The organism is Bifidobacterium choladohabitans (genome assembly GCF_016102005.1).
GTDB classification, from domain to species: domain Bacteria; phylum Actinomycetota; class Actinomycetes; order Actinomycetales; family Bifidobacteriaceae; genus Bombiscardovia; species Bombiscardovia choladohabitans.
Map to the genome: position 1 here is coordinate 198,742 of NZ_JACFPL010000003.1, position 23,515 is coordinate 222,256.

At 60.8% G+C, this 23,515-nt stretch carries 16 protein-coding genes and 2 tRNA genes; 16 read left to right on the forward strand and 2 right to left on the reverse strand.

Annotated elements, in window-relative coordinates; genetic code table 11:
- The first annotated feature begins 52 nt into the window (after window positions 1-52).
- From nrdD to H3S97_RS06930, 11 genes are all read left to right on the forward strand, one after another.
- Entirely contained in the window at window positions 53-2,449 is a 2,397-nt protein-coding gene (gene nrdD, locus H3S97_RS06880) for an anaerobic ribonucleoside-triphosphate reductase (protein ID WP_232356353.1), read from the forward strand.
- Window positions 2,450-2,518: 69 nt separating this feature from the next.
- Window positions 2,519-3,241 (forward strand): anaerobic ribonucleoside-triphosphate reductase activating protein, encoded by a 723-nt coding sequence (gene nrdG / locus H3S97_RS06885; RefSeq protein WP_198220084.1) that lies wholly within the window; start codon window positions 2,519-2,521, stop codon window positions 3,239-3,241.
- A 56-nt stretch (window positions 3,242-3,297) separates the two neighbouring features.
- A complete protein-coding gene (gltX, locus tag H3S97_RS06890; RefSeq protein WP_198220085.1) occupies window positions 3,298-4,824 on the forward strand; it encodes a glutamate--tRNA ligase in 1,527 nt (508 codons plus the stop codon).
- Window positions 4,825-4,892: 68 nt separating this feature from the next.
- Window positions 4,893-4,965 (forward strand) — tRNA-Glu (locus H3S97_RS06895).
- Between the two features lie 41 nt (window positions 4,966-5,006).
- A tRNA-Gln gene (locus H3S97_RS06900) sits at window positions 5,007-5,078 on the forward strand.
- Window positions 5,079-5,393: 315 nt separating this feature from the next.
- Entirely contained in the window at window positions 5,394-6,569 is a 1,176-nt protein-coding gene (locus tag H3S97_RS06905; protein ID WP_198187559.1) for an NAD(P)/FAD-dependent oxidoreductase, read from the forward strand.
- Between the two features lie 54 nt (window positions 6,570-6,623).
- Window positions 6,624-6,854, forward strand: coding sequence for a hypothetical protein (locus H3S97_RS06910; protein ID WP_198220086.1), 231 nt, complete (start codon window positions 6,624-6,626; stop codon window positions 6,852-6,854).
- Complete coding sequence (gene cydB, locus H3S97_RS06915; RefSeq protein ID WP_198176868.1) at window positions 6,851-7,903, forward strand: cytochrome d ubiquinol oxidase subunit II; 1,053 nt, start codon at window positions 6,851-6,853, stop codon at window positions 7,901-7,903. Before H3S97_RS06910 ends, cydB begins: the two co-directional genes overlap by 4 nt.
- A 61-nt stretch (window positions 7,904-7,964) precedes the next feature.
- Complete coding sequence (locus H3S97_RS06920) at window positions 7,965-9,929, forward strand: ABC transporter ATP-binding protein/permease (protein WP_232340513.1); 1,965 nt, start codon at window positions 7,965-7,967, stop codon at window positions 9,927-9,929.
- A 25-nt stretch (window positions 9,930-9,954) separates the two neighbouring features.
- On the forward strand, window positions 9,955-11,814 hold the full coding sequence (cydC, locus tag H3S97_RS06925; protein WP_198220087.1) for a thiol reductant ABC exporter subunit CydC: 1,860 nt from the start codon (window positions 9,955-9,957) through the stop codon (window positions 11,812-11,814).
- A gap of 261 nt (window positions 11,815-12,075) precedes the next feature.
- Window positions 12,076-13,569, forward strand: a complete 1,494-nt coding sequence (locus tag H3S97_RS06930; protein ID WP_198183659.1) for a cytochrome ubiquinol oxidase subunit I — start codon at window positions 12,076-12,078, stop codon at window positions 13,567-13,569.
- Window positions 13,570-13,816: 247 nt separating this feature from the next.
- Here H3S97_RS06930 and H3S97_RS06935 read toward each other — a convergent pair whose 3' ends face one another.
- Window positions 13,817-14,776: a polyprenyl synthetase family protein gene (locus H3S97_RS06935; RefSeq protein ID WP_198187556.1), complete on the reverse strand. Its 960-nt coding sequence runs from the start codon at window positions 14,774-14,776 to the stop codon at window positions 13,817-13,819.
- Between the two features lie 229 nt (window positions 14,777-15,005).
- Here H3S97_RS06935 and H3S97_RS06940 point away from each other — a divergent pair, with 229 nt between their 5' ends.
- Window positions 15,006-16,475, forward strand: coding sequence for a metallophosphoesterase family protein (locus tag H3S97_RS06940; protein WP_198178675.1), 1,470 nt, complete (start codon window positions 15,006-15,008; stop codon window positions 16,473-16,475).
- 10 nt (window positions 16,476-16,485) lie between these two features.
- Here H3S97_RS06940 and H3S97_RS06945 read toward each other — a convergent pair whose 3' ends face one another.
- On the reverse strand, window positions 16,486-17,274 hold the full coding sequence (locus H3S97_RS06945; RefSeq protein ID WP_269748688.1) for an IclR family transcriptional regulator: 789 nt from the start codon (window positions 17,272-17,274) through the stop codon (window positions 16,486-16,488).
- A 151-nt stretch (window positions 17,275-17,425) separates the two neighbouring features.
- On the opposite strand from H3S97_RS06945, the gene leuC reads away from it, so the two are divergent.
- The 4 genes from leuC to H3S97_RS06965 all read left to right on the forward strand — a co-directional run bounded on the left by leuC (window position 17,426) and on the right by H3S97_RS06965 (window position 23,440).
- Window positions 17,426-18,829 (forward strand): 3-isopropylmalate dehydratase large subunit, encoded by a 1,404-nt coding sequence (gene leuC / locus H3S97_RS06950; protein ID WP_198220088.1) that lies wholly within the window; start codon window positions 17,426-17,428, stop codon window positions 18,827-18,829.
- Between the two features lie 52 nt (window positions 18,830-18,881).
- Window positions 18,882-19,568 (forward strand): 3-isopropylmalate dehydratase small subunit, encoded by a 687-nt coding sequence (gene leuD / locus H3S97_RS06955; RefSeq protein ID WP_198220089.1) that lies wholly within the window; start codon window positions 18,882-18,884, stop codon window positions 19,566-19,568.
- A gap of 114 nt (window positions 19,569-19,682) precedes the next feature.
- Complete coding sequence (locus H3S97_RS06960; protein WP_198220090.1) at window positions 19,683-20,642, forward strand: CPBP family intramembrane glutamic endopeptidase; 960 nt, start codon at window positions 19,683-19,685, stop codon at window positions 20,640-20,642.
- A gap of 167 nt (window positions 20,643-20,809) precedes the next feature.
- Window positions 20,810-23,440, forward strand: a complete 2,631-nt coding sequence (locus H3S97_RS06965) for a CPBP family glutamic-type intramembrane protease (RefSeq protein WP_198220091.1) — start codon at window positions 20,810-20,812, stop codon at window positions 23,438-23,440.
- Window positions 23,441-23,515 lie beyond the last annotated feature (75 nt).

The following is a 23,515-nucleotide window of genomic DNA, read 5'->3' on the forward strand; positions in this document are numbered from 1 at the left end:
CATGAGCAACCGTATGACGACCGTATGAGGAGTGACGATGGATACTGAGGTCATGACCGATAGCGTGAAGGAGCGTGGCATTTCGGATCGCGATGCTGTCGACGGCATTCTGGTCGAGAAGCGCGACGGCCGGATCGTCGATTTTGATCCCGTCAACATCATGAACGCCATCGAAGCTGCCTTCAAGGACGTCAAGCACGAGGTCAGTCCTGAGGATCGTCAGCAGATCCGGGGCATGGCTCTGACCGTTCAGTCCGAGATTACCGATCGCTACACCAACCCGGTCAAGATCGAGGACATCCAGACCCTGGTCGAGCACGCGCTGGTCAATGCCCACCTCTACGAGATCGCTCGCTCCTATACCTCCTACCGTCTCGACCGTGACATTCAGCGGGCCAAGGCCACGGATGTCAACGAGGCTGTTCACCGTCTGACCAGCAAGGACGAGACCCTGGTGCGCGAGAACGCCAACAAGGACGCCAACGTCTACGCCACTCAGCGCGACCTGCTGGCCGGCGCGGTATCCAAGGCTTCGGCCTTCGCCATGCTGCCCAAGGATGTCTCCAATGCCCATATGAAGGGTGACATTCACTTCCACGACGCGGACTACTCGCCTTTTACGGCCGAGACCAACTGCTCCCTGCCTGACTTCGGCGACATGCTGGCCCACGGTTTCGAGCTGGGCAACGCCATGATGGACTCGCCCAAGTCCATCGGCACGGCCGCCACGCAGATAACCCAGATCATCAAGGACATCGCCGGCTCTCAGTACGGCGGCCAGACGGTCAACCGTTGCGACGAGATGCTGGACAAGTACGCGCGTCTGGACTACAAGAAGAACTATTCCATGGCTGAGGCTGTCCTGCCGGACGAAGAGCCCATCGACGTGGCCAAGGATGTCGTCCGCGGCCTCAAGGCTCGGGAGGCTGACTGGCTCCACCTGGATGATCGTGCTCCCATCGGTGAGGACGCCCCCTTCGACCTGGACGCTCCGCAGATTGTTCGGCTGCGCCAGGTCTATGCCAAGATCCTGACCCGCAAGAACATCTACGATGCCATGCAGACCATGGAGTACCAGATCAACTCCAACCGTGTCTCCAACGGCCAGACCCCCTTTGTCACCGTGGGCTTCGGGCTGGGCACCTCCTGGTTCGCCCGGGAGATCCAGCGGGCCATCTTCCTGATTCGTATCCGCGGACTGGGCAAGGACCGCCACACCGCCATCTTCCCCAAGCTGGTCTTCACCATCAAGCACGGTCTGAATGCGGACGAGGGCGATCCCAACTACGACATGAAGCAGCTGGCCCTGGAGTGCTCGACCAAGCGTATGTACCCTGACGTGGTCTTCTACGAGAACCTGATCAAGATCACCGGCTCCTTCAAGGCCCCCATGGGCTGCCGTTCCTTCCTGCAGGCCTGGACCAACCCCGAGACGGGCGAGGACGAGGAGGACGGCCGCATGAACCTGGGTGTCGTCACCGTCAACATCCCCCGCATCGCTCTTGAGTCCCGCGGCGACAAGGATCGCTTCTGGAAGATATTCGACCAGCGCATGGAGGTGGCCCACCACGCCCTGCAGTTCCGCATCATGCGCTGCAAGCAGGCCACGCCCATCAACGCTCCCACCCTCTACCAGTACGGCGCCTTCGGCAGGCTGAAGCCGACCGACAGCGTGGATACTCTCTTCCGCAACAGCCGCGCCACTGTTTCGCTTGGCTACATCGGCCTCTACGAGACCACCAGCGTCTTCTACGGCAAGGACTGGATGAAGGACCATTCCTGGGATCCGGAGGGCAAGGAATTCGCCCTGAGCATCGTGCGTCGGATGAATCAGCTCTGCAAGCAGTGGGAGAAGGCTGAGGGATACCACTACTCGGTCTACTCCACCCCGGCCGAGTCCTTGACTGACCGCTTCGCCCGGATGGACAAGGAGAAGTTCGGCGTAGTCGACGGCGTGACCGACCACGACTTCTACACCAACAGCTTCCACTACCCCGTCTGGCTGCGGCCCACGCCCATGGAGAAGCTCAGCTACGAGCGGGACTTCCCCTACCTGGCCTCGGGCGGATTCATCAACTACTGCGAGTTCCCCTCCATGCAGCAGAACCCCAAGGCCCTGGAGGCTGTATGGGACTACGCCTACGACATCGGCATCGGTTACCTGGGCACCAACACCCCCATCGATCACTGCTTCGTCTGTGGCTACGAGGGTGACTTCGAGCCCACCGAGGAGGGCTTCAAGTGCCCCGAGTGCGGCAACGACGATCCTGATAAGTGCAACGTGACCAAGCGCACCTGCGGTTACCTGGGCAACCCCGTCCAGCGGCCTATGGTCCACGGCAGGCACGAGGAGATCGCCCACCGTGTCAAGCACATGGAGGGTGAGACCGGCCACGTGGTCCTCAAGGACGGATCCACCAAGGAGTGGTTCGACGACAAGGCCGAATAGGCTCTGACAAGACGCAGTTAATGGCGGGCCGGGTAGTTTGCGGCCCGCCATTGTCATGAGGAGGACCAGATGACGGACAAACAGGGATCCATGAGGAAGACGGGTGGCCACCGTGACTTCGCTGCTCATGAGCAGGGGCGTGGTCCGGGGGTTCCCTCTGCGCTGACCAACAATCCCAAGGCCGGCCAGTGGGACGGTCGCCGGCTCAGTCGGGGAATCGTGGCGGACTACAAGCGTCTGGTCATGACCGACGGCGAGGGGATCCGCTGCTCCCTCTACGTCAGTGGCTGCCCCTTCCGCTGCCAGGGGTGCTACAACGCTTCCATCTGGGACTTCGGCGCCGGGCATCCCTATACTCGGGAGCTTGAGGACCAAATCATCAAGGACCTGTCGCTGTCCTACGTGCAGGGCATCACCTACCTGGGCGGGGAGCCTCTGCTCAACACCCCCATGCTGCTCGGCCTTTCAGAGCGAATCCGGCGCGAGTTTGGTCATGAGAAGGACATCTGGTGCTGGACCGGCTACACCTGGGAGGAGCTGAACCGGCCGGGGGAGACCCCGGACAAGGCCCAGCTGATCTCCTACCTTGACGTGCTGGTGGATGGACGCTACTTGGAGAATCGGAAGAACAGCCTGCTCCAGTTCCGGGGCTCGGACAACCAGCGGATCATCGACGTGCCGCGTTCCCTGGAGCAGGGCCGGGTGGTCATCTGGTCCAAACTGCACGACCAGACCAGGTTCATTCCGGAGACCTACAGCAAGGACCGGCAGCAGGAGCAGCAGCGGGGCTGATACCAGCTCCAGCTCTGAATTGGTCTACGTCGCCTTGCCGGGGCACAATGGGAACCATGACTGATGAGCATGATCACGACGCCAAACCCGACCTGCCCAAGAACCTGAGGGTCCGCTTCTGCCCTTCGCCGACCGGCACCCCGCATGTGGGCATGGTCCGAACCGCACTCTTCAACTGGGCCCAGGCCCGGCACTCGCATGGTACCTTCGTCTTCCGCATCGAGGACACCGATGCCCAGCGCGACAGCGAGGAGAGCTACCAGCAGATTCTGGAGGCCCTCAAGTGGCTGGGGCTGGACTGGGATGAGGGTGTGGAGGTCGGCGGCCCTGACGGCCCCTACCGGCAGTCCGAGCGCGGCGATATCTACCGCGATGTGGCCCGGCAGCTTCTGGATGCCGGCTACGCCTATGAGTCCTACTCCACCGCTGAGGAGATCAAGGAGCGCAACCTGGCCGCCGGCCGTCCTGCCGCTTTCGGCTATGACGGCTACGACCGCGACCTGAGTGACGAACAGCGTCAGGCCTTCCGTGATCAGGGCCGCCGTCCAGCCCTGCGCATCCGCATGCCCGACGAGGACATCGCCTTTGACGACCTGATTCGCGGGCATATCGAGTTCAAGGCCGGGTCCGTGCCCGACTATGTGATCGTGCGCCCCAACGGCGATCCCCTTTATACTCTGACCAACCCGGTGGATGACGCCCTGATGCGCATCAACGTGGTCCTGCGCGGCGAGGATCTGCTCAGCTCCACCCCCCGGCAGATCGTCCTCTACCGGTACCTGATGAAGCTGGGCATAGCCCGAGCCATGCCCCTGTTCGGGCACCTGCCCTACGTCATGGGCCAGGGCAAGAAGAAGCTGTCCAAACGTGACCCGGAGTCCAACCTCTTCCTGCACCGGGAGCACGGCTTTATTCCCGAGGGCCTGCTCAACTATCTGGCCCTGCTGGGCTGGTCCATCGGCCCGGATCGGGATGTCTTCTCCATGGATGAGATGGTTGAGCACTTCGACATCCGCGACGTCAAGGCCAATCCCGCCCACTTCGACATCGACAAGGCCGTGGCCATCAACGCCGAGCACATCCGCATGCTGGAACCGCAGGACTTCCTGAATCGCTCCCTGCCCTACCTCAAGCGCGACGGGCTGGTGAGTGCCGAGCGCTGGCAGGACCTGAGCGATAGGGAGCAGCGGATTCTGAGCGCTGCCGCCCCCCTGGTCCAGCCTCGCGTGCGCCTGCTGGGCGAGGTCTCCGGCATGGTGGGGAGTCTGCTCAGCCAGGATGAGTACCTGGAACCCGAGTCGGACGCCCGCAAACAGCTCAAGGACTCGGCCGGGCAGGTCCTGGACCTGGCTATTGCCGCCCTGCAGGATGTGTCAGACCAGGACTGGAGGACCGATCACCTGCACGACCTGCTCACTCAGGCGCTGGTGGATGAGGGAGGCTATAAGCCCCGACTGGCCTTCGGGCCGGTCAGGGTGGCGGTCTCGGGAAGGCGCGTCTCGCCGCCCCTGTTCGAGTCCTTGGAGATTCTGGGCAAGGGCACAACACTCCGAAGGATGGCCAACTTGCGCCAAAACCTCTAAGCGGGTATATTTCTTTTTTGTTGTGCTACTGACCTGCTGAACCGGGTTCGTACGCGGCGAAAAGTGAAGCCCCCGTCGTCTAGCGGTCTAGGACTACGCCCTCTCACGGCGCCAACACCGGTCCAAATCCGGTCGGGGGTACGACATGTGGCAACTGTCCAAGCGGTTGTCGCACAGCCAATTGGGGTATGGTGTAATTGGCAACACAGGTGATTCTGGTTCATCCATTCTTGGTTCGAGTCCAGGTACCCCAGCGGTAGGGACGTAAGGTCTCAAGGAGCGGAATGCCGACACGGTGTTCCGCTCTTCTTGTTTACGCATTACCATGGATTACAGGAATGCTTCTGTCCTGCAAAGCGGCGGACGGAGGTGTCCACGAGAGTTGTTCACGGTGTGAGCAAGCAAACAAAAAGAGGAGGCCCGGCAGACTGTTATGTCAGAGTTTCCGATGATGGAATCTGATACGTTGAGCATAGAAGCTTGAGTGATGAACCCAATCATCGGCTGATCGGGCAACATCACCCGGTATATGAATCATTGTACGATTTTTTCGGTAAAGGTGTGTGATTATGACGACAATCATGGTGTTGGGAGCTGGTTACGCGGGTCTTCGCGTGGTCAAGAAGCTGGCTCATGCAAAGACTGATGCCCATATAGTCCTTGTCAATAAGAACGAGTACCACTATGAGTCCACTCAGCTGCACCAGGTGGCGGCGGGAACCAAGGAGCCGGCGGACGTGGTCTTCGACCTGCGCAAGTCCCTGCCCGATTCGGTGGAGCTGATTGTCGACAAGGTGGTCGGCATCGATCAGGACAACCGCCGGGTCAGCCTGGAGCATCACGATCCTCTGTCCTATGATTACCTGATCAACGCCCTTGGCTTCGAGTCCGAAACCTTCGGCATCAAGGGTGCCGATGAGTATGGATGGCCGCTCGTCGACGTGGACACCGCCTTGGCGGCACGTAAGAAGCTGGAAGAGACGCTGGCCCGCTACAAGACCAGCCATGATCCCTTGGATCTGAGCATCGTTGTCTGCGGCGCTGGCTTCACCAGCATCGAGTACCTGGGCGAACTGGTCTACCGTCTGCCTCAGCTCTCGAAGCGCCTGGGCTTCCCCATGGATCAGGTCAAGGTGGATTGCATTGAGGCCTCGCCCAAGATCCTGCCCATGTTCAGCAAGGACCTGGTCGACTGGGCTGTGGATTACCTGCGCAAGCGCGGAGTCAACTTCCACACCTCCACCCCCATTACCGAAGTCAGGCAGGATGCCGTGGTCTCCAATGATCAGGAGTTCAAGGCCCATACGATCATTTGGACAACGGGTGTGCGTGGTAGCCATGTTATTGCCGATTCCGGGTATAATCAGAAGCGTAACCGTGTAGTGGTCAGGGATGACCTGTCGGTCGAGCAGCATCCAGAGGAGTTCCTGGTGGGTGATGTCAGTGCCGTTCCCGACCCCCAATCGGGTCGGCTCTACCCGACCACTGCGCAGATTTCGATGGCCCAGGCTGATACCGCGGCCGCGAATGTCCTCGCCAGAATGCGGGGGCAGGAGCCCCAGCGGTTCACCTTCCGAAGCCTAGGGACCGTGTGCTCTCTCGGTCCTCATGCCGGGGTTGCCGAAATCGACCGTATGGGCACGCTGAAGCTCAAGGGCAAGGCGGTCTCGGTCCTGAAGTGGATCGTAAACGAGCGGTCGGTCCTGGAATTGGCCGACGTGCGTACCATGTTGGAGAGCAACTGAACCAGCGTCTCAAGGGACGCAAGGGGCTAGACGACGAGGGAGAGGAGGACGAACATGTTTCAGGTCATGAGGATGCGGCACATGTTCGTCCCCTTCCTGCATCGGATCGGATTGTTCTGGGCCACGGTGGCCATCGGCCCTGCGTTCATCGACATCATTGACTACCTCCTGCTCCTCCTCATTCCGGCGGAAACCGTGATCGACTGCGGCTTCCGCCGGGATGGTGGAGGCCCCCGTGCCCGTGCGCGGATCGGCAGGAGCGAGAGGAGAGTGGCATTAGCATGAGTTTTCTACAAGGTTTGTGGTTCTTTGTCATCGGCCTGCTTTTTGCGGGATTCCTTCTACTTGAAGGGTTCGACTTCGGCGTTGGCATGGCTACCAGGTTCGTGGCCCGCGACGGTGATGAGCGCGCCACTTTCATGAGGGCCATCGGCCCCCACTGGGATGGCAACGAGGTCTGGCTGATCACTGCCGGCGGCGCTATGTTCGCCGCTTTCCCGCTCTGGTACGCCTCCCTCTTCTCGGGGTATTACCTCCTGCTCTTCCTGGTACTGGTTTCCCTGATTCTGCGTGGCGTCTCATTCGAGTTCGCCTCCCACGCGCTGACCAGCCGTGAGCGCGGTGTCTGGCAGTGGGCCAACTTCATCGGTTCCCTCTTTGCGCCATTCTTCCTGGGCATGATGCTGACCAGCCTGATCCAGGGCATCCCCATGGATAAGAACGGCGATGCCTGGCCCGGGTTCTTCGACGTGTTCAACTGGCTGTCCGTGGTCGGCGGCATTGCTGTCGTCTTCTTCAGCTTCGTTCATGGCCTGCACTTCCTGAGCCTGAAAATGGGTGTCATGGATTCCCGTCGGATGCTCAACGTCAGCGAGAAGGCCTACTGGATCGCCTATCCGGCCCTGATCGTCTTCGTGCTCCTGGCCATCTTCAACACCGACTTCTACAAGGCACGTCCGCTGTCCACCTGGCTGATTACCGTAATCATCCTGGCGTCGGTCATCGGAGGCCACGTTGCCGTCTTCAAGAAGCGCGGCGGCTACGCCTTCACCTGCTCGGGCATCACCCTGATGGCTATCATCGCCTTTATCTTCAACGGGCTCTTCCCGCGGGTGATGATCGCTGATGATCCGGCACACAACCTGCTGATCCAGGATGCCTCGGCATCACCGCTGACCATGAAGATCATGACCGTGGTGCTTTGCATCTTCCTGCCCATCATGCTGGCCTACTTCATCTGGAGCTACTTCATCCAGCGTAAGCGGCTGGACACCGATGGTGCCCACCTGACCTCGCCTGTGGCACCTTCGGTCACCGTGGCTGAGACCGTCTGAAAATTCAAGGAGGCAGGGGGGCAGTGCTGACAGGACCGGAGCGCATCCGGAGGATAATGCATTGATTGACAAAAATCTCTTCCGTTTCGACGGAGTCCGGTCCACCTTGGGCCTGCTGGCTGCACTGTCCCTGGTCCAGGGAATAGGCGTGGTGGTTCAGGCCTATGGGTTGACCCTGGCCCTGGTGCGCATCTGGCGCCTTAAGCACCTCGGGGTGCTGGTGGTGCCGGTGCTGATCTTTCTGGCCGCCTACACCTGCCGGCAGCTCTGCGACGTGGCCAAGGATCGTATTGCTACCGATCGTGCCGATGCCATCGTGGCTGAGCTGCGGCCCAGTATTCAGGACAAGGTCTTCTCATTGGGGCCCTCGGCTCTGGCTCGGCGTGGCACGGGCTCTGCCGTCACCATGTTGGTGGATGGACTTGATCAGGTACGCACCTACGTGCTGACGGTCCTGCCAAAGATGATGGACCTCATCTTCATTCCCCTGATTGTCCTGGTAGTGGTCTGGACCCAGGATGCAGGTTCCGGGCTCATCCTCCTGCTCATGTTGCCCCTGCTCATCTTCTTCATGGTCATTCTGGGTCTGGCGGCCAGGGATCGCTCCAGTCGGCAGTACGCTCAGTTCCGTAAGCTCAACACCAGGTTCATGGATACGGTCCTGGGCCTTCCGACCCTAAAGATGCTGGGCATTGACAAGGAATACGAGGACGAGATCTATTCGGTCTCGGACCGCTTCCGCAAGAGGACCATGAGCGTTATCAGGGTGGCCATGACCTCCACCTTTGCTTTGGACTTCTTCGCCACCTTGGCCATCGCCATCATGGCCGTCTTTTTGGGCAACAATCTGATCAATGCCAAGGTGGAGCTCTTCCCAGCCCTCTTGGCCCTGATTCTTGCTCCTGAGTACTTCATGCCCATCCGCCAGTTCGGCGATGATTTCCACGCCACGCTGAACGGCAAGAACGCCCTCGATGACATCGCGGACATGCTGGCCCAGCCAGAGCCCAAGCGCTTGGAGGAACTGGACTGGTCCGGGTGGAAGGAAGACAGTCACCTGCGCCTGGAAGGAATCGACTTCGCCTATCCTGGCCCCAAGCCGGTGGAGAGCAATGCTTCAGCCGGGGCGCAGATGGATGCCATGGCCAAGTCCGAGAGCCAAAAGACCAGCAAGAAGAGCCGCAAGTCCAAGGCATCCGAGGCTCATGACGGCAATGAGAAATCGGTTTCGGCTGAGTCCGGTTCCAAAACGTCGCAAGGGACTGTAGTTGGTGCTGCTGTAGATTCACAGATCAGTGGGTCCGACGGTACTACGGAGGAGCAGCCTCTGGCTCTGAGTGGTCTGGACTTCAACCTGCACGGTTTTTCCAAGGTGGCCATTGTCGGTCGCTCGGGAGCCGGCAAGTCCACGCTGATGGATCTACTGGCCGGTTTTGACCAGCCCAGGGCAGGCACGATCGACCTGGATGGTCATCGGCTGGAGCACTGCAATGTGGCTGCCTGGCAGCGGCACATCAGCTACATTCCCCAGAACCCCTTCATCTTCCATGGCACCGTATCCGACAACATCCGTTTTTATAACCAAGATGCAGACGATGCCCAAGTGGCCCGTGCAGCCGATCGGGCTGGACTGACCGACTGGCTGAAAACATTGCCCGACGGTCTGGGCACCCAAATCGGAGAGGGCAACCGCGGCATCAGCGGCGGTCAGGCCCAACGAATCGCCCTGGCCAGGGGCATCCTGGACCCTTCGCGCGAGATTCTGTTCTTTGACGAGCCCACCGCTCACCTGGACATCGAGACCGAATATGACCTGAAACAGACCCTGCTGCCCATCATGGATGGACATCTGGTCGTCCTGGCCACCCACCGGCTGCACTGGCTGGCCAATATGGACTGGGTGATCATGTTGGAACATGGACGAATTGTGGCCCAGGGCGATCCGCATGAGCTGATTGGACAGGGCGGTCCCTTGGATGCGCTGATCGATGAGATGGGAGGGAACCAGATTGCCGACTACCAGTAGGACTGAAACCGCCGAAAGAGACGGCATGGGATCGTCCAAAGCCTCCCGCCGCGGCCGCGGACTGTCGGGCTATATGCATATCTGGCACCGCGACCATTGGTTCTGGCCCTATCTGCGTCAGGACAAGGGTCTGCTTACTCTTATCTTCTTCCTGGGGACCATCACCTTCGTATGCGCGGCCGGGCTGATGTTCACCTCGGGCTTCCTGATCAGTAGGTCGGCCCGCCACCCCTTCAACATCTTCGCCGTTTATGTGCCGGTGGTCCTGACCAGGGCTTTCGGTATTGGACGGCCCACATTCAAGTACCTGGAGCGCATCAAGAGCCATGACTGGGTGCTCCGAGTGGTTTCCAAGTTGCGTGTTCAGCTCTACCGCACCCTCTCGCAGGATGCGGCCTTCCTGAACGAGCATGAGCGTACAGGCACGGTCCTGGGCATGCTCTCGGACGACCTGGACCATTTGGAGAACTTCTACCTGCGCACCATCTTCCCCACGGTCGTGGCCTACATGATGTGGGTGGTGGTCACCATCGCCGTGGGTGTCTTCTCCTGGCTGACCTCGCTCCTGCTCTTCCTGCTTTTCGCCCTGATTCTGATTCTGGTCCCGCTGGTCTCGCTGGCTTATTCAGACGGGCGTTACGACATGGAGAAGGCACGGCGGCAGGACCAGTACACCGCAGTGACCGAGAGCTACATGGGCCTGGGGGATTGGGTGATCACCCGCCGTCGGCGGCGTTTCGTCGATACAGCCTCCGGTGATTTCAACGACATTGCCTCCGGCCGTAGAGAGCAGAAGCGCTTCGAACGCTGGCGCAACTGCGGCATCCAGATGATTTTCGCCCTCATGGTGGTGGCTCTGATTGTTGGGGCGGATTTGCGTATGACCAGCTCCACCTCCATTGCTGACTTTGCGGCAGCCGTGGTCCTGGCGGTTTTCCCCCTGGTCGATTGCTTCATCGTGGTCTCCCAGGCTGTGGCTGAGGTCCCCCTCTACACGGACTCGCTGGACCATCTGAACGGTCTGACCGAGCGCGTCGAGTCCCGGCGAATCGAACCGAGTGCACAGACCAGGTTGGAGGGGCCGATCAAGTCAATCGTCTTCGACCATGTCAGCTTCTCCTACGGCCCCGATGACCCCCTGCTGCTGGACGACTTCAGCCTGCGAATCGAAGGCGGGCAGCGGGTGGCCCTGCTCGGTCCCAGCGGCGAGGGCAAGACGACGGTCCTTCAGCTGCTCCTGGGCGACCTGCGTCCTACCAGTGGCCGCATCCTGATCAATGGAATACCGGTCGATGCCTTACAGGATCAGCGTCCCCAACTCTTTGGCTATCTGAACCAGCAGGCCTTCCTCTTCAACACCACCATCGCCTCCAACGTGCGACTGGGCGCTCCCCAGGCCGATGACGATCAGGTTCGCCAGGCCTTGAAGGCTGTACAGCTGGATCAGGTGGTGGATGACATGCCCCAGGGAATCGACACGCCGGTGGATGAGGCCGGCGGCCGTCTCTCAGGCGGACAGCGTCAGCGTCTGGCCCTGGCCAGGATCGTGCTCAAGCGCACTCCGATCATCCTTCTGGACGAACCCACCATCGGTCTGGATCCCATAACCGAGCGGCGGCTCATGGCCATGATCTTCAAGGTCAGCCAGGATCGCACCCTTCTTTGGGTGACCCACCACCTGCAGGGGCTGGAGGAGGCCGATCAGGTCATTTTCATGCAGGATGGTCATATAGCCATGCAGGGTCGGCCTGTTGACCTGTACCATGAAAACGCCCGTTTCCGTGAACTTTATCGCATGGACGTCTCTGACGTGGACAAGGGTGCCGGTCAAGGGATATACTTAAAGAAGCAGTCAGATTCAGATGGACGGAACCCTGTTGAATGACCATCAGGCTGTTTCCCGAGCAATGAATTTTGCACGGTTGTCGGGTCGCCGATCCTGGCGGATGGCTTCCCGGCCGGTCACCGTGCACCGTCGGTTCATGGACTGGACGGTAAGGAAACCGGAGCCCGTGGAAGCGACCGGGCCGCGAAGTCGGGGAGAGCTGAAAGGTTCTTGTGGGCACAAGCCTGGTCATATCTGAATCCGTCCGGATTCGACCCGTGTACCCGCGCCCGACGAACCCTGCAGAGATTGGGAGGAACGATGTTCACTGTATTGGGATTGTCTAGATTCCAGTTCGCCATGACGACGATATTCCACTTCTTCTATGTCCCTATGACCATCGGTCTGGCCCTGGCGGTCGCCATCATGGAGACCACCTATGTGGTGACCAAGAAGGATGTCTACAAGAAGATGACCATGTTCTGGTCCAAGATCTTCCTGCTCTCCTTCGCGGTCGGCGTGGTCACCGGCATCATCCAGGAGTTCCAGTTCGGCATGAACTGGTCCAATTACTCCAGGTTCATGGGTGACATCTTCGGCGCCCCCCTGGCCATCGAGGCCCTGCTGGCATTCTTCCTGGAATCAACTTTCATCGGCGTGTGGATGTTCACCTGGAATAGGTTCAAGCCGGCCGTGCATGCGGTCTTCATCTGGCTGACCTTCCTGGGTTCCTCCATGTCGGCAATCTGGATTCTGGCTGCCAACAGCTTCATGCAGCATCCGGTCGGCTTCGAGATCAACCAGGCCACCGGCCATGTGCGACTGCGCAGCTTTGGCGACGTTATGTCCAATCCTCAGCTGTGGATCGAGTTCCCCCACGTCTTCTTCGCCGCCGTCTGCACAGGTGCCTTCGTGGTCATGGGCTGCAGTGCTTTCAGCCTGCTGAGGATGCATATGGGGAACAAGGACAAGGCCGTGGCCGCTGTCGAGGCCGACTCCGAGAAGCAGGCCAAGGTCAACCTGTTCACCAAGTCCATCCGTCTGGCTGCTCTGCTTGGGCTTATCGGCTCCATCTGCGTGATCACCTACGGTGATTTGCAGGGCAAGTACATCGTGACTGATCAGCCTATGAAGCTGGCCGCCACCGAGGGCATCTACGAGGATACCGGCGATCCCGCCCCTTGGAACGCCGTGGCTCTGATCAATGAGAAGGACCATAAGCTTGAGGGCTCCGTCGAGATTCCCGGCGCCATGTCGCAGCTGGCTTACGGCAAGAAAACCGGCGCTGTCAAGGGCATGAACACCGTCAACAAGGAGCTGCACGAGAAGTACGATGCCAAGTACGGCAAGGACATGAACTACTACGTGCCAGTCACCACCCTGTTCTGGGTCTTCCGCCTGATGGTCGGGATCGGGTTTGCCTTTGCCCTGATATCGGCATTGGTGCTCTGGTTCACACGCAAGAAGAAGAATACGCTCTTCACGACACGTTGGAAGCTCTGGATCATGGGCATCTTCACCTTCGCCCCCTTCGCTGCGACGACCAGCGGCTGGCTGGTGACTGAGCTTGGGCGCTATCCGTGGCTGGTCTATGGTTTCCAGACCATCGCCGATGGAGTTTCACCCACCAGTACAGTGCCGAACCTGCTCTTCACTTGCATTGTCTACTTCCTGCTCTTCCTGGTCCTGGGCGGAGTCATGGTCTTCTACACCAGGAGGACCCTGCACCAAGGACCCTTCTACAAGCCGGATGACGGCAACGGGCCGCAGCCTGCCAAGGTTCATGGCGCACCGGCTAGGGTAGCCTTGGCCTGATGGTCGACTGATTTCAAACCCTTCCTTCCCCTTCGGTAAATCCCCCGCTTCGGACCGCATGGTTCGGAACGGGGGATTTGCTGTCTTAGTTTTGCCATCATAGGCAGCCAGCGGCGGTGAGGTTTAAGAACAGAGAGTAATGACGAGCATGAAGTGGCAGATGTGACGGATGTTCGGTTCGTGGCTGATACCAGGCTGGCATCACTCGCTTTCGTTAAGTTGCGCTGGTTCCGACGCGTCGATTCGTTCAGACCTGGGCGGACAGCCTGGCCACAATTCGCTGCAGCAAGTTGCGTACGCCCTCAGACATGGGGGAATCGTCGAGACCGCCCGCAGCTCGTTGCAGATAGTCCTTGGCGATTCGCCGACTGCTCTCCATCAACTGGGGGTGGGCTCTGAGGTAGTCGACCACCAGGTCGGGATCATCCTGTTGGACCAAAGTTCTGAAGTTCTCATCCTCCTGGAATCCCAGTAGAACCGGCAGAGTGTAGATTCCGTCGCGAATGTCCTCCAGCTTGGGCTTGCCTGTGTCACGATTCAGATCGAAATCGTTGATGTCGTCGATGATCTGGAAGGCCATGCCAAGATTGCCGCCGAAGTCTCTGGCGGTCCGTTCCAAGGCCGGGTCAGTTGGCTGGCCATCAAGGCGGATCCCGGTCAGGCAGGCCAGGCGGAAGAGGGCTGCGGTTTTTCCCGAGATGGCTCGGTTGTAATCGTCGATGGTGATGTGGGTGTGGTGACGGTCGGACTCTTGGTAGAGCTCGCCGCCGACAATCTCGCAGACCGTACCGGCCTGCTCACGGATAAAGGCTGTGTCAGGGGCGATGGAGGCCATGATCTCCATGTAGCGGGAGAGGATCAGGTCTCCCAGATAGATGGCGGCCTTGTTGCCCCGCATGGTGTGGACCGTGGGCTTGTTGCGGCGGATGGGGGCGTTGTCCAGAACGTCGTCGTGGACCAAGGTAGCCAGATGAAGCATCTCGATGGCGGCGGCGCCGGTGATGACGGTGTCGTTCAGCTGCCCTCCGGTCCCTGATCCGGACCGGGCAAAGAGGACCACCATGGCGGCGCGAATCATCTTGCCGTGGTTGTCCAGCAGTCGACGGTAATCCTCCTGATAGGGGGCCACATGGGTACGTTCCTGGTGCAGGCGGTCAACGACCCGCTCAAGATCCTTGCGCAACAGGAGCTCTTGTCCTTCTGCCATGGAGGTACGCTCCCTCTATCTCGTTAAGAACCGCAACGTATCCAATATACCAAGACCGGGGCCAGCCCTGAAGATTGTCGGCCCGGTCCTGGCTGTCGTCGCAATCACTGTGGTCAAGCTAACATCCAACGTGCCAGCCTGCTGCTGTGACGCCGAGGCCTGAACCCGATTCGTAAGGGGGCTGCATAGATCGGCCTGGGAGCGAAGCCGGGTGAAGTAGGCTAGGTGTATGAGTCAGCATTACCAAGCGGATCAGGTCTCCCCACAAGGCGGCGAGGGAGAGCACGATCGACCGCTGTCCGTTTCGGCCCGGCTGGGGCGACTTCAGTTCCATTACTCGGGCAAGTTCAGACTTCTGCAGCTGGCCGACGTCCAGGAGGGCCCCAAGGTCTCTCCGGACACAATCAGGCTGATAGGCGCGGCTTGCGATGCGGCAAAGCCCGATCTGGTGGTCTTCTCGGGCAACCAGGTGGCCGGTTACGACACGGCATACGAGCACACCTTCCGTAAGAGACGTTGGAGCACCCCTCTGGACGGCATCTATTCGGCTGGTCTGAGCATGGGCGGCGCACTGGGACTTGGGGGAGCCTCTCTGAAACGATCCTCCAAGCCCCGGGAGGATCAAGCAGCCGCGGACCGTCGGGAACCGGACCGCAGGGATGCCGAGCGTGTACGTCAGCAGAACATCAAGCACACCGAGGATCTGGTCCGCAGAACCGTTGGTCTGATCACCGGCCCGTTGGTCGAACGCGGGATTCCCTTCGTCGCCACCTATGGCAACCACGATTTTCAGTGCGGTCTGGATACCGATCAGATGGATGCCATCTATCGGGAGGTGCCTGGCTGTCTGAACCCGGAGGCTACGGTCGCCCATCCTGATCGGGTCCATGCGCTGATCGGGTCGGCCCTGCCCTCCCAGACGGCCTTTGTCTGCGCCCCGGGTACTTTCGCCCTGCCTGTGGCGGATTGCGACGGAAACGGGGTGGTCATGGGACTGGTCCTTCTGGACTCTGGTGACTATGCCCGAGCAGGCGGCTACGGTTCACCTTCGGACCAGGCCCTGGACTTTCTGGCGGCTGCTCCCGACCTTCTGGGCAACCGGTCCATAATCTTCCAGCACATGCCCATCCCCCAGTTCTATGATCTGCTCAAGCCGGTGCCAGCCACCACAGCCTATGCGGTCCAGGGCTATCGAAGCTTCGACTCCCGTTGCTACATCCTGGACGAATCGCGCACCTGCCCGGGCTCATACCTGGGCGAGGGCGTCTCCTGTCCTGACGAGGACAGCGGCGAGTATGATCTGCTGACCCGGAACCGGGGCTACTTCGCCCTCTTCGCAGGGCATGACCATCGCAATGGCTTCGTCGGACGCAGCGGGGATCTGACGTTGGGGGCCACGCCCACGTGCGGATTCGGCTCCTACGGTCCGGTGCCCAGCAAGCGGGCGGCACGGCTCTTCGAGTTCGACATCCGCCATCCGCATCATCCGCGTACCCAGCTCCTGGAGTTCGGGCAATTGGTGGGGCGGCCGGGATCCCATAAGGTCTACACCTTCGCCATGAGCCATGTGCCCACCTCTACCGGGGACGCTGTCAACCTCTTGCGTCGGCCCGGATTTCTGGCGGGCGGCCTGACGGCCCTGGCAGGGCTGATCGCCTCCTGGGGTTCCACCAAGCGGCGATCAGGACCAAGGGGTTAGGAATTCCCGCTCAGGCCCTACGACGGGCGGGAGAAGAGGCTCGTAGCAGGGCTTCGGTCAGGTATTTGCCGGCGGCCATGACCAGGGGGGCGTAGCGCCTTCCCGGCGTGGTGGACATGCGGTTGACCGGTCCGGAGATGGATATGGCGGCCATGACCTGCCCGGATCCGTTGCGGATGGGGGCCGAGATGGAACAGACACCCTCTTCCCGCTCGTTGATGGACTCGGCCCAGCCGCGCTTGCGGACCGTAGCCAGGGTCGCTGCATTGAACTTGGCGTGTCGCAGACCCTGATGGAGGCGCTCAGGTTCCTCCCAGGCCAGCAGAATCTGTGCCGCTGACCCGGCCTCCATGGACAGCAGAGCGCCTACGGGGATGGAGTCACGCAGGCCCGAGGCGCGTTCCACCGCGGCGATGCAGACCCGGACCTCGCCCTGGCGGCGGAAAATCTGGGCCGACTCGCCCGAACGGTTGAGCAGTGTATGCAGGATGGGCCCCGAGGCGGTCAGCAGTCGATCCTCGCCGGCGGCGGCGGCCAGTTCGGCGAAGCGGGAACCCAGGACGAAGCGGCCATGCGCGTCCCGCAGCACGAAGCGGTGGCGCTCCAAGGCGATGGCCAACCGGTGGGCTGTGGGTCGGGCCAACCCGGTGGCGTTGACCAGCTGGCCCAGGGTCATGGGTCCGGTCTCCAGGGTGTCCAGAATTCGCACCGTCTTGTCCAGAACGCCGACGCCCGAATGAATCTCCTCCTGATGCATGTTTGGATCGTTTACGGAGGGATATCTGTCGTCGTCGTTCATAGAAGGTGTGTCCATGGTTGAATTATGCCATCTCAGTATATGAAATGCAAAAGTTCATAACGGTTGGGCAGTTCCATACTCGGTGGTAAGAGGCCGGCGGGGTGCCGATGAGGTTGGCGCCCCGGCCGGTCGTAGGCTTTCAGGAGGCGATATGGGACGCACAATGGCGGAAAAGGTCTGGACCGATCATTTGGTCAGAAAGGGCCAAGGCGGCGAGCCCGATCTGATCTACATCGATCTGCAGCTCATGCACGAGGTGACCAGTCCACAGGCTTTCGAGGGTCTGCGCCTGGCAGGCCGGAAGATTCGTCACGTGGACCAGGTCATCGCCACCGAGGATCACAACACCCCCACCATCGACATCGATCGGCCCATCGCCGACAAGGTTTCGGCCCTGCAGATCTCCACCCTGGAGCGCAACTGCCGTGAGTTCGGCGTCCGTCTGCTTCCATTGGGGAATGCCGACCAGGGCATCGTGCATGCTTTTGCACCCGTCCTGGGGCTGACCCAGCCCGGCATGACCATCGTCTGCGGCGATTCGCATACCTCGACCCACGGGGCCTTCGGGGCCCTGGCTTTCGGCATCGGCACCTCCGAGGTGGAGCATGTCCTGGCCACCCAGACTCTGAGCCTGAAGCCTTTCAAGACCATGGCCATCACCGTCCGCGGGCAGCTCAAGCCGGGCGTAGGCGCCAAGGACGTCATCCTGGCTGTCATCGCCAAAATCGGCACGGGCGGCGGCCAAGGGCACGTTCTGGAGTACCGGGGCGAGGCCATTCGGCGGATGTCCATGGACGCACGCATGACCATCTGCAACATGTCCATCGAGGCAGGGGCCAGGGCCGGGATGATCGCGCCGGACGAAACCACCTTCGCCTACCTGGAGGGCCGGCCGCACGCCCCCAAGGGAGCCATGTGGGATCAGGCGCTGGACTACTGGCGGACCCTCCCCACCGATCCGGATGCGGTCTTCGACAAGGAGGTCATCCTAAATGCCGACCAGCTGACCCCCTACGTGACCTGGGGCACCAATCCCGGACAGGGCCTGCCCATAGCTGCTGATGTGCCTGTGCCCGAAAAGATCGCCGATCCGGCCAAGCGCCAGGCAGCCCAGGAGGCCATCGACTATATGGGTCTGAAGCCGGGGATGCCCATCCGCGACATCGCCGTGGACACCGTGTTCATCGGCTCCTGCACCAATGGGCGCATCGAGGATCTGCGCGCGGCAGCGGCCATCATGAAGGGGCATCACAAGGCCAAGAACCTGCATCGCGTCCTGGTGGTTCCGGCTTCTTCGCGCGTTCGCATTCAGGCCGAAAAGGAGGGGCTGGACCGCATCTTCGAGGACTTCGGAGCCGAATGGCGCAACGCCGGCTGCTCCATGTGCCTGGGAATGAACCCCGACCAGCTGGTGCCGGGAGAGCGTTCCATCTCCACATCCAACCGCAACTTCCAGGGTCGTCAGGGCAAGGGCGGCAGGACGCATCTGGCCTCGCCAGAGGTGGCTGCTGCGACGGCCATCAAGGGAACCATCTGCTCCCCTGCCGATCTGTAAGCCCATCAATCATTCGTCATCATCATCGCCATCCAGCAGGCAGGAGGTCATCATGGAGCCACTTTCCGTTGTAACCGGGGTCGGGGTGCCCTTGCACCGCTCCAACGTAGACACTGACCAAATCATCCCCGCCGTATTCCTGAAGCGGGTGAAGAAGACAGGCTTCGAGGATGCGCTCTTCTACGCCTGGCGAAGGGATCCGAATTTCGTACTCAACCGGCCCGAATATTCGGGTGCCCGCATCCTGGTGGCCGGACCGGACTTCGGCATCGGCTCCTCGCGCGAGCATGCGGTCTGGGCTCTGCGGGACTATGGCTTCCGCGTGGTCATCGCCCCCCGATTTGCCGACATCTTCTATGGGAATACCGCCAAGAATGGGGTCCTGGCCGCCATCATGCCCCAGGAATCAGTGGAGTTGCTCTGGAAGATCCTGGAGGAGGACCCCGGCACCGAGATGACCGTGGACCTGGGCGCTCGCACGGTCACCTGCGCGGATGTGACCCTGCCCTTCCAAGTGGACGATTACGTGCGATGGCGGCTCATGAACGGCTACGACGATATTGATCTGACCTTGCAGCATGAGGATGACATCCGTGCCTATGAGCGCATAAGGGCCGAGCGCTTCCCCTTCAAGCCGCGTACCCTGCCGGCTCAGCACATGCCCGAAGAGCCGGTCACTTCAGCCAGGGAGGGTCAAATCGACTGGCCTGGGCCCCTGGCTGACCGCGGCATCATCTGACCGACGGGCCGTGTGCCCTTATATGAAAGTCATTCGCCCCTTCTTCGCCTACCATGGAATGTGACAGTCATTGGTCGACTGTGACCGGTTGGCAAGCAAAGAGGGGCGATTATCATGAGGCACAGCAGCGGCGATGTGCACAACTGGGGCGTTCGACAGGCAGTGAATGCCCTAAGTGCTTTTGCTTTCATCTATGTGGCCATTGAGACATTGGCAGGTCTTTTGGGAAGCAAGGTGGTTTTGCCTGCGCTCTTCCCACACGCCTCCAAGGAGCAATACAACGGTCCTTTAGGTGACTGGACAGTGGTTATCTCCGTGGTGCTGGCCCTGCTGTTTGCCTTGATCAGTCAATGGCCGGTCATCGTCGGCCATGAACGGCATGGCCAGGACCAGGTGCGTTGGGTCACTGCGCGCAGATTCAGCCTGCTGGCGTTGATCATCGCCCTGGCCTGCTTCTTCCTCAGTCAGCTGGTGGCCGGCGCGGCCAACTCTGGACTGAGCGCCATTCTGTCCGGTACTGGTCTGCATCCGCCGACCGCATCCGGCGACGGCGGCATGGAAACGCCGATCATGCTCTTCTATGGCATTCTTCTGGGGCCCTTTGCCGAGGAGCTGGTCTTCCGAGGGGTCATCATGAACGGCTTGCGCCGCTTTGGCCGGGTCTTCGCCATCATTACCTCTTCTCTGCTTTTCGGTTTCATGCATGGCTCCTTGGTCCAGGGCCTGTTCGGTTTCATTTCCGGCCTGGTTCTGGGCTACCTGGCCATGGAATACGGGTTGGTCTGGTCCCTGTTGGTGCACATGCTCAACAATGCCTTCTCTTCAGGTCTGCTGGCCAAGTACATGCCCCTGGCACCCGAGGTGGTTCGCATCGGCCTGGGTCTGCTCATGATCCTGGTGCTGCTGACCGGAGTCGTCGGACTGCTGTTCAAGCTGAGGACTCTCCGTGATTACTGCCGGAGCAATCGCGCTCCCAAGGGGATATACGCTTCCTGGAGGGCGCCTTGGTTCCTGCTCTTCTGCCTGGCATGCCTGCTGATGGCCCTGAGCGAATTCGTGCCGGGGCTGGCCTGAGCAGACGGTCGATGGCGCTGGCCCATTGTCGGGATTCCGTCGAGGGAAGGGCGGGGTCGGGCTAGACTCGGGTATGTAGTGTTGATATGAACATGGGGAAAGGTTCGTGTCGCTGGACGCCCTTGACGGTCGTACGGTAGTGCATGAAGGGGAAGGATCATCGACGGATGAGGGATGATGAGGATCGCGACAGCGGCAGTGAGTCTGCCGATGCCCAAAGCGATCAGGGGCGCTTGAAGGTGTCTCGCTCCTCTATTGCCCTCATGACTGCAAGCCACAGTGCCAGCAAGGACTACGCACGCCACTGGGACTATGAGGAAGGGTCCATCAGCCTGCCACCCTTGAGCCTGCCGGGGGAGGCCGTGGATGATGGCTTGGCCTACCCGGGGCGGATAGCCCATAGGAAGACTGCTCTTCTAGGTGATGACGGAGCTGGTGGCAAAGGGCACAAGGGTGCCATGCCAGTCGGTGAACGACCCTCGGTGCTTCCCGGGTCCTATGATTTTTTGAACTCGGTCACCATGGCCAGTCAACCGGAGGTTCCCACATTTCCCCCGGAAGACCTGCCAGTTGACGGGCAGAGCGGAAAGGATTCCGGCCAAGAGTCATCCCCGCGGCGTGTGGTGGTGCGCCGAGAGCTGGAGGCTTCCAAGGCCACCGGGACGGCCACAGAGATTTCGGCACAGCCTGAGAAGCCTGCAGTCAAGGTCGTCTGGTCCTGGACCAAGCCCGAGACGAACAAAGGCCCGGTCTTCTCCTGGAATATGCCCAAGCGTCGTAAGCCGTCCACAAGCACCCGTGCAGGCAAACCTGCAGCTTCCGCACCGTCTGCCAATGCTGTCGACTCCGCTGTCCCGGTACCTTCCAAGGTCGAGCAGGAGTCATCAAAAGCTTCCGCTCCCGTTCCTTCCGCAGTCGAAACAGCCGAACCCAAGTCGATGACTACGGCCGGGGCGCCCTCGGCTTCCGGATCTGGGGATCCGATGTCCGCGAAAACGAATCCGGAGGTCTCTGCGCCCGCAGCTTCTGCTGGTGCGCCTGCGACACCCGTGGTATTCGCCGACCGACCGGTCGTTGTCCGTCGTTCGGTTGCGGACTGGGATTCCCTGGTCACTGGTTCCCCGGCTCCAGCGGAGAACGGTGCTGCTGCACGATCCGTGGCCAGCGGAGCCGATCATCAGGGGCGTCGGGTCTGTTCGACTCCACGGTTAGTCGCTCAGCCTGCCGCAGTCGCCGGTGACGGCACCGGTGGTCGGGTCGTTTCGTCAAAGGCTGTCGACGGACAGGGGACGGCGCTCGCGCAAAGGGATCATGTCGGTCAGCCCGTGCAGACCGGCCAAGGAGGCATTGCCGTTCAGCCTGCCCCCTCTGAATCTTCCGTGTCTGGGAATGCAGCTCCAGGCAGGCAGTCGGTCGTTCAGTTTGCGTCTTCGCCGACATCCGTATCCTCTCCAGGTGCTTCGGTGGCTCTCGCCGCCAAGGCTGCCGAGGCTGCTGCAGCTGCTGTGGCTGCCAAGGCTGAGTCCGCCGGAACCGAGGATACCGCGACGGATGCAACCAAGCCGTCCGGCTCTTCGCATGGTCCTCATCTGGGCCTTTCCACCAGAGGTCGTAAAAGGAGTGGAGGAGCACGTCGGTCGTCCAAGCGGCGATCTGCTCGTAACCGCACCCGTCCTTCAGCCGAGTCGGCAGCCCCCAGGGTCGTTTCCAATGTTTCGGCAGAATCCGTCCCGGGAGCAAGCCGACCGGCACCGGTCAGTTCGTGGCCGATTGTCGTTCCAAGTGAACTTGATACTGCCACGCCAGCCGCTGCAGTTGCGGCCCAGCCCGCTGCCAAAAAGTCCATCGCCTACACGGCCAGTTCGGGGGTTCTCCACGCCGTCAACGGCCAGGCCGCCTTCGCTTTCGTCTACCTGGCCATATCCGTTCTGGTGCTCATGGTCGGTTCGGGGATGATCCTGCCTGTCATCATGGAGCAGGTCAAGGACCCCAGATCCATCGCCTTCCTATCCGATGGGATTACCCTCCTGTCGGTCCTGCTGGCGCTGACTTATGCCTGCACTTCAGAGTGGAGCGTTATTCGAGGTGAGGATCAGCGAGGACAGGACGCCGTTCATTGGCGCACAGACAGAAGAATGACGCTGGCGGCTCTGCTGGCCCTTGTAGCGGTGCTCCTGCTGGGCCAGGGGATGGTCCATGAACTGAACAAGTTCCTCAACCACTTCTGCCTGCTTCTGCACATCCCCTCCCTGGCCTCGCGCAGCCTGCTGGTCACAGGCGCTTCCTCGCCGATGATGGCCCTGTACGCCCTCCTGGCGGTTCCCCTGGCTGAGGAGCTGGTGTTCCGTGGCATCATCCTCAACGGACTGCGTCGGTTTGGCCGAGTTTTTGCCATCCTTACCGCATCCCTGCTCTGCGCCCTGCTCCAGTGTGATCCGGTCTCTGGGCTTTGGATTTTCCTGCTGGGGCTGGCATTGGGATACTGCTCCCTGGAGTATGGTCTGATCTGGGCCATCGGAGCCCGTGTGGTCGGCGATCTGCTCTTCACCGGCCTGCCCAACCGCTATCTGATGAACGCTCCGCGAACCGCCCGTCTGTCGGTTTTGGCAGTGGCTCTGGTCTTGGTTCTGGCTGGGTTGCTCATGTTCTTCCTGCACCGCGCCAGCCTCTTGGATTACCGGCGGCGCTATCGAGCGCCTAAGGGAACCTATGTGTCCTGGAGGCAGCCCTGGTTTCTGCTCTATTTGCTGCTCTGCCTGCTGCTGGCAATCTTCAAGTTCGTGCCCGGCCTGCTCTAGAGCATGACGTATGGGTGCCGCCGGTGTTGGCGTAGACTTGGACCAGCTGGAGGTCGGTGCTGAACGGCCAAACCT

Coding starts and splice junctions, on each gene's coding strand:
- H3S97_RS06945 (WP_269748688.1), bottom strand. CDS start 17,274: ATGAACGACGACGACAGATATCCCTCCGTAAACGATCCAAACATGCAT.
- H3S97_RS06930 (WP_198183659.1), top strand. CDS start 12,076: ATGTTCACTGTATTGGGATTGTCTAGATTCCAGTTCGCCATGACGACG.
- gltX (WP_198220085.1), top strand. CDS start 3,298: ATGACTGATGAGCATGATCACGACGCCAAACCCGACCTGCCCAAGAAC.
- cydB (WP_198176868.1), top strand. CDS start 6,851: ATGAGTTTTCTACAAGGTTTGTGGTTCTTTGTCATCGGCCTGCTTTTT.
- H3S97_RS06935 (WP_198187556.1), bottom strand. CDS start 14,776: ATGGCAGAAGGACAAGAGCTCCTGTTGCGCAAGGATCTTGAGCGGGTC.
- nrdG (WP_198220084.1), top strand. CDS start 2,519: ATGACGGACAAACAGGGATCCATGAGGAAGACGGGTGGCCACCGTGAC.
- H3S97_RS06905 (WP_198187559.1), top strand. CDS start 5,394: ATGACGACAATCATGGTGTTGGGAGCTGGTTACGCGGGTCTTCGCGTG.
- H3S97_RS06910 (WP_198220086.1), top strand. CDS start 6,624: ATGTTTCAGGTCATGAGGATGCGGCACATGTTCGTCCCCTTCCTGCAT.
- H3S97_RS06940 (WP_198178675.1), top strand. CDS start 15,006: ATGAGTCAGCATTACCAAGCGGATCAGGTCTCCCCACAAGGCGGCGAG.
- leuD (WP_198220089.1), top strand. CDS start 18,882: ATGGAGCCACTTTCCGTTGTAACCGGGGTCGGGGTGCCCTTGCACCGC.
- cydC (WP_198220087.1), top strand. CDS start 9,955: ATGGGATCGTCCAAAGCCTCCCGCCGCGGCCGCGGACTGTCGGGCTAT.
- leuC (WP_198220088.1), top strand. CDS start 17,426: ATGGGACGCACAATGGCGGAAAAGGTCTGGACCGATCATTTGGTCAGA.
- nrdD (WP_232356353.1), top strand. CDS start 53: ATGACCGATAGCGTGAAGGAGCGTGGCATTTCGGATCGCGATGCTGTC.
- H3S97_RS06965 (WP_198220091.1), top strand. CDS start 20,810: ATGAGGGATGATGAGGATCGCGACAGCGGCAGTGAGTCTGCCGATGCC.
- H3S97_RS06960 (WP_198220090.1), top strand. CDS start 19,683: ATGAGGCACAGCAGCGGCGATGTGCACAACTGGGGCGTTCGACAGGCA.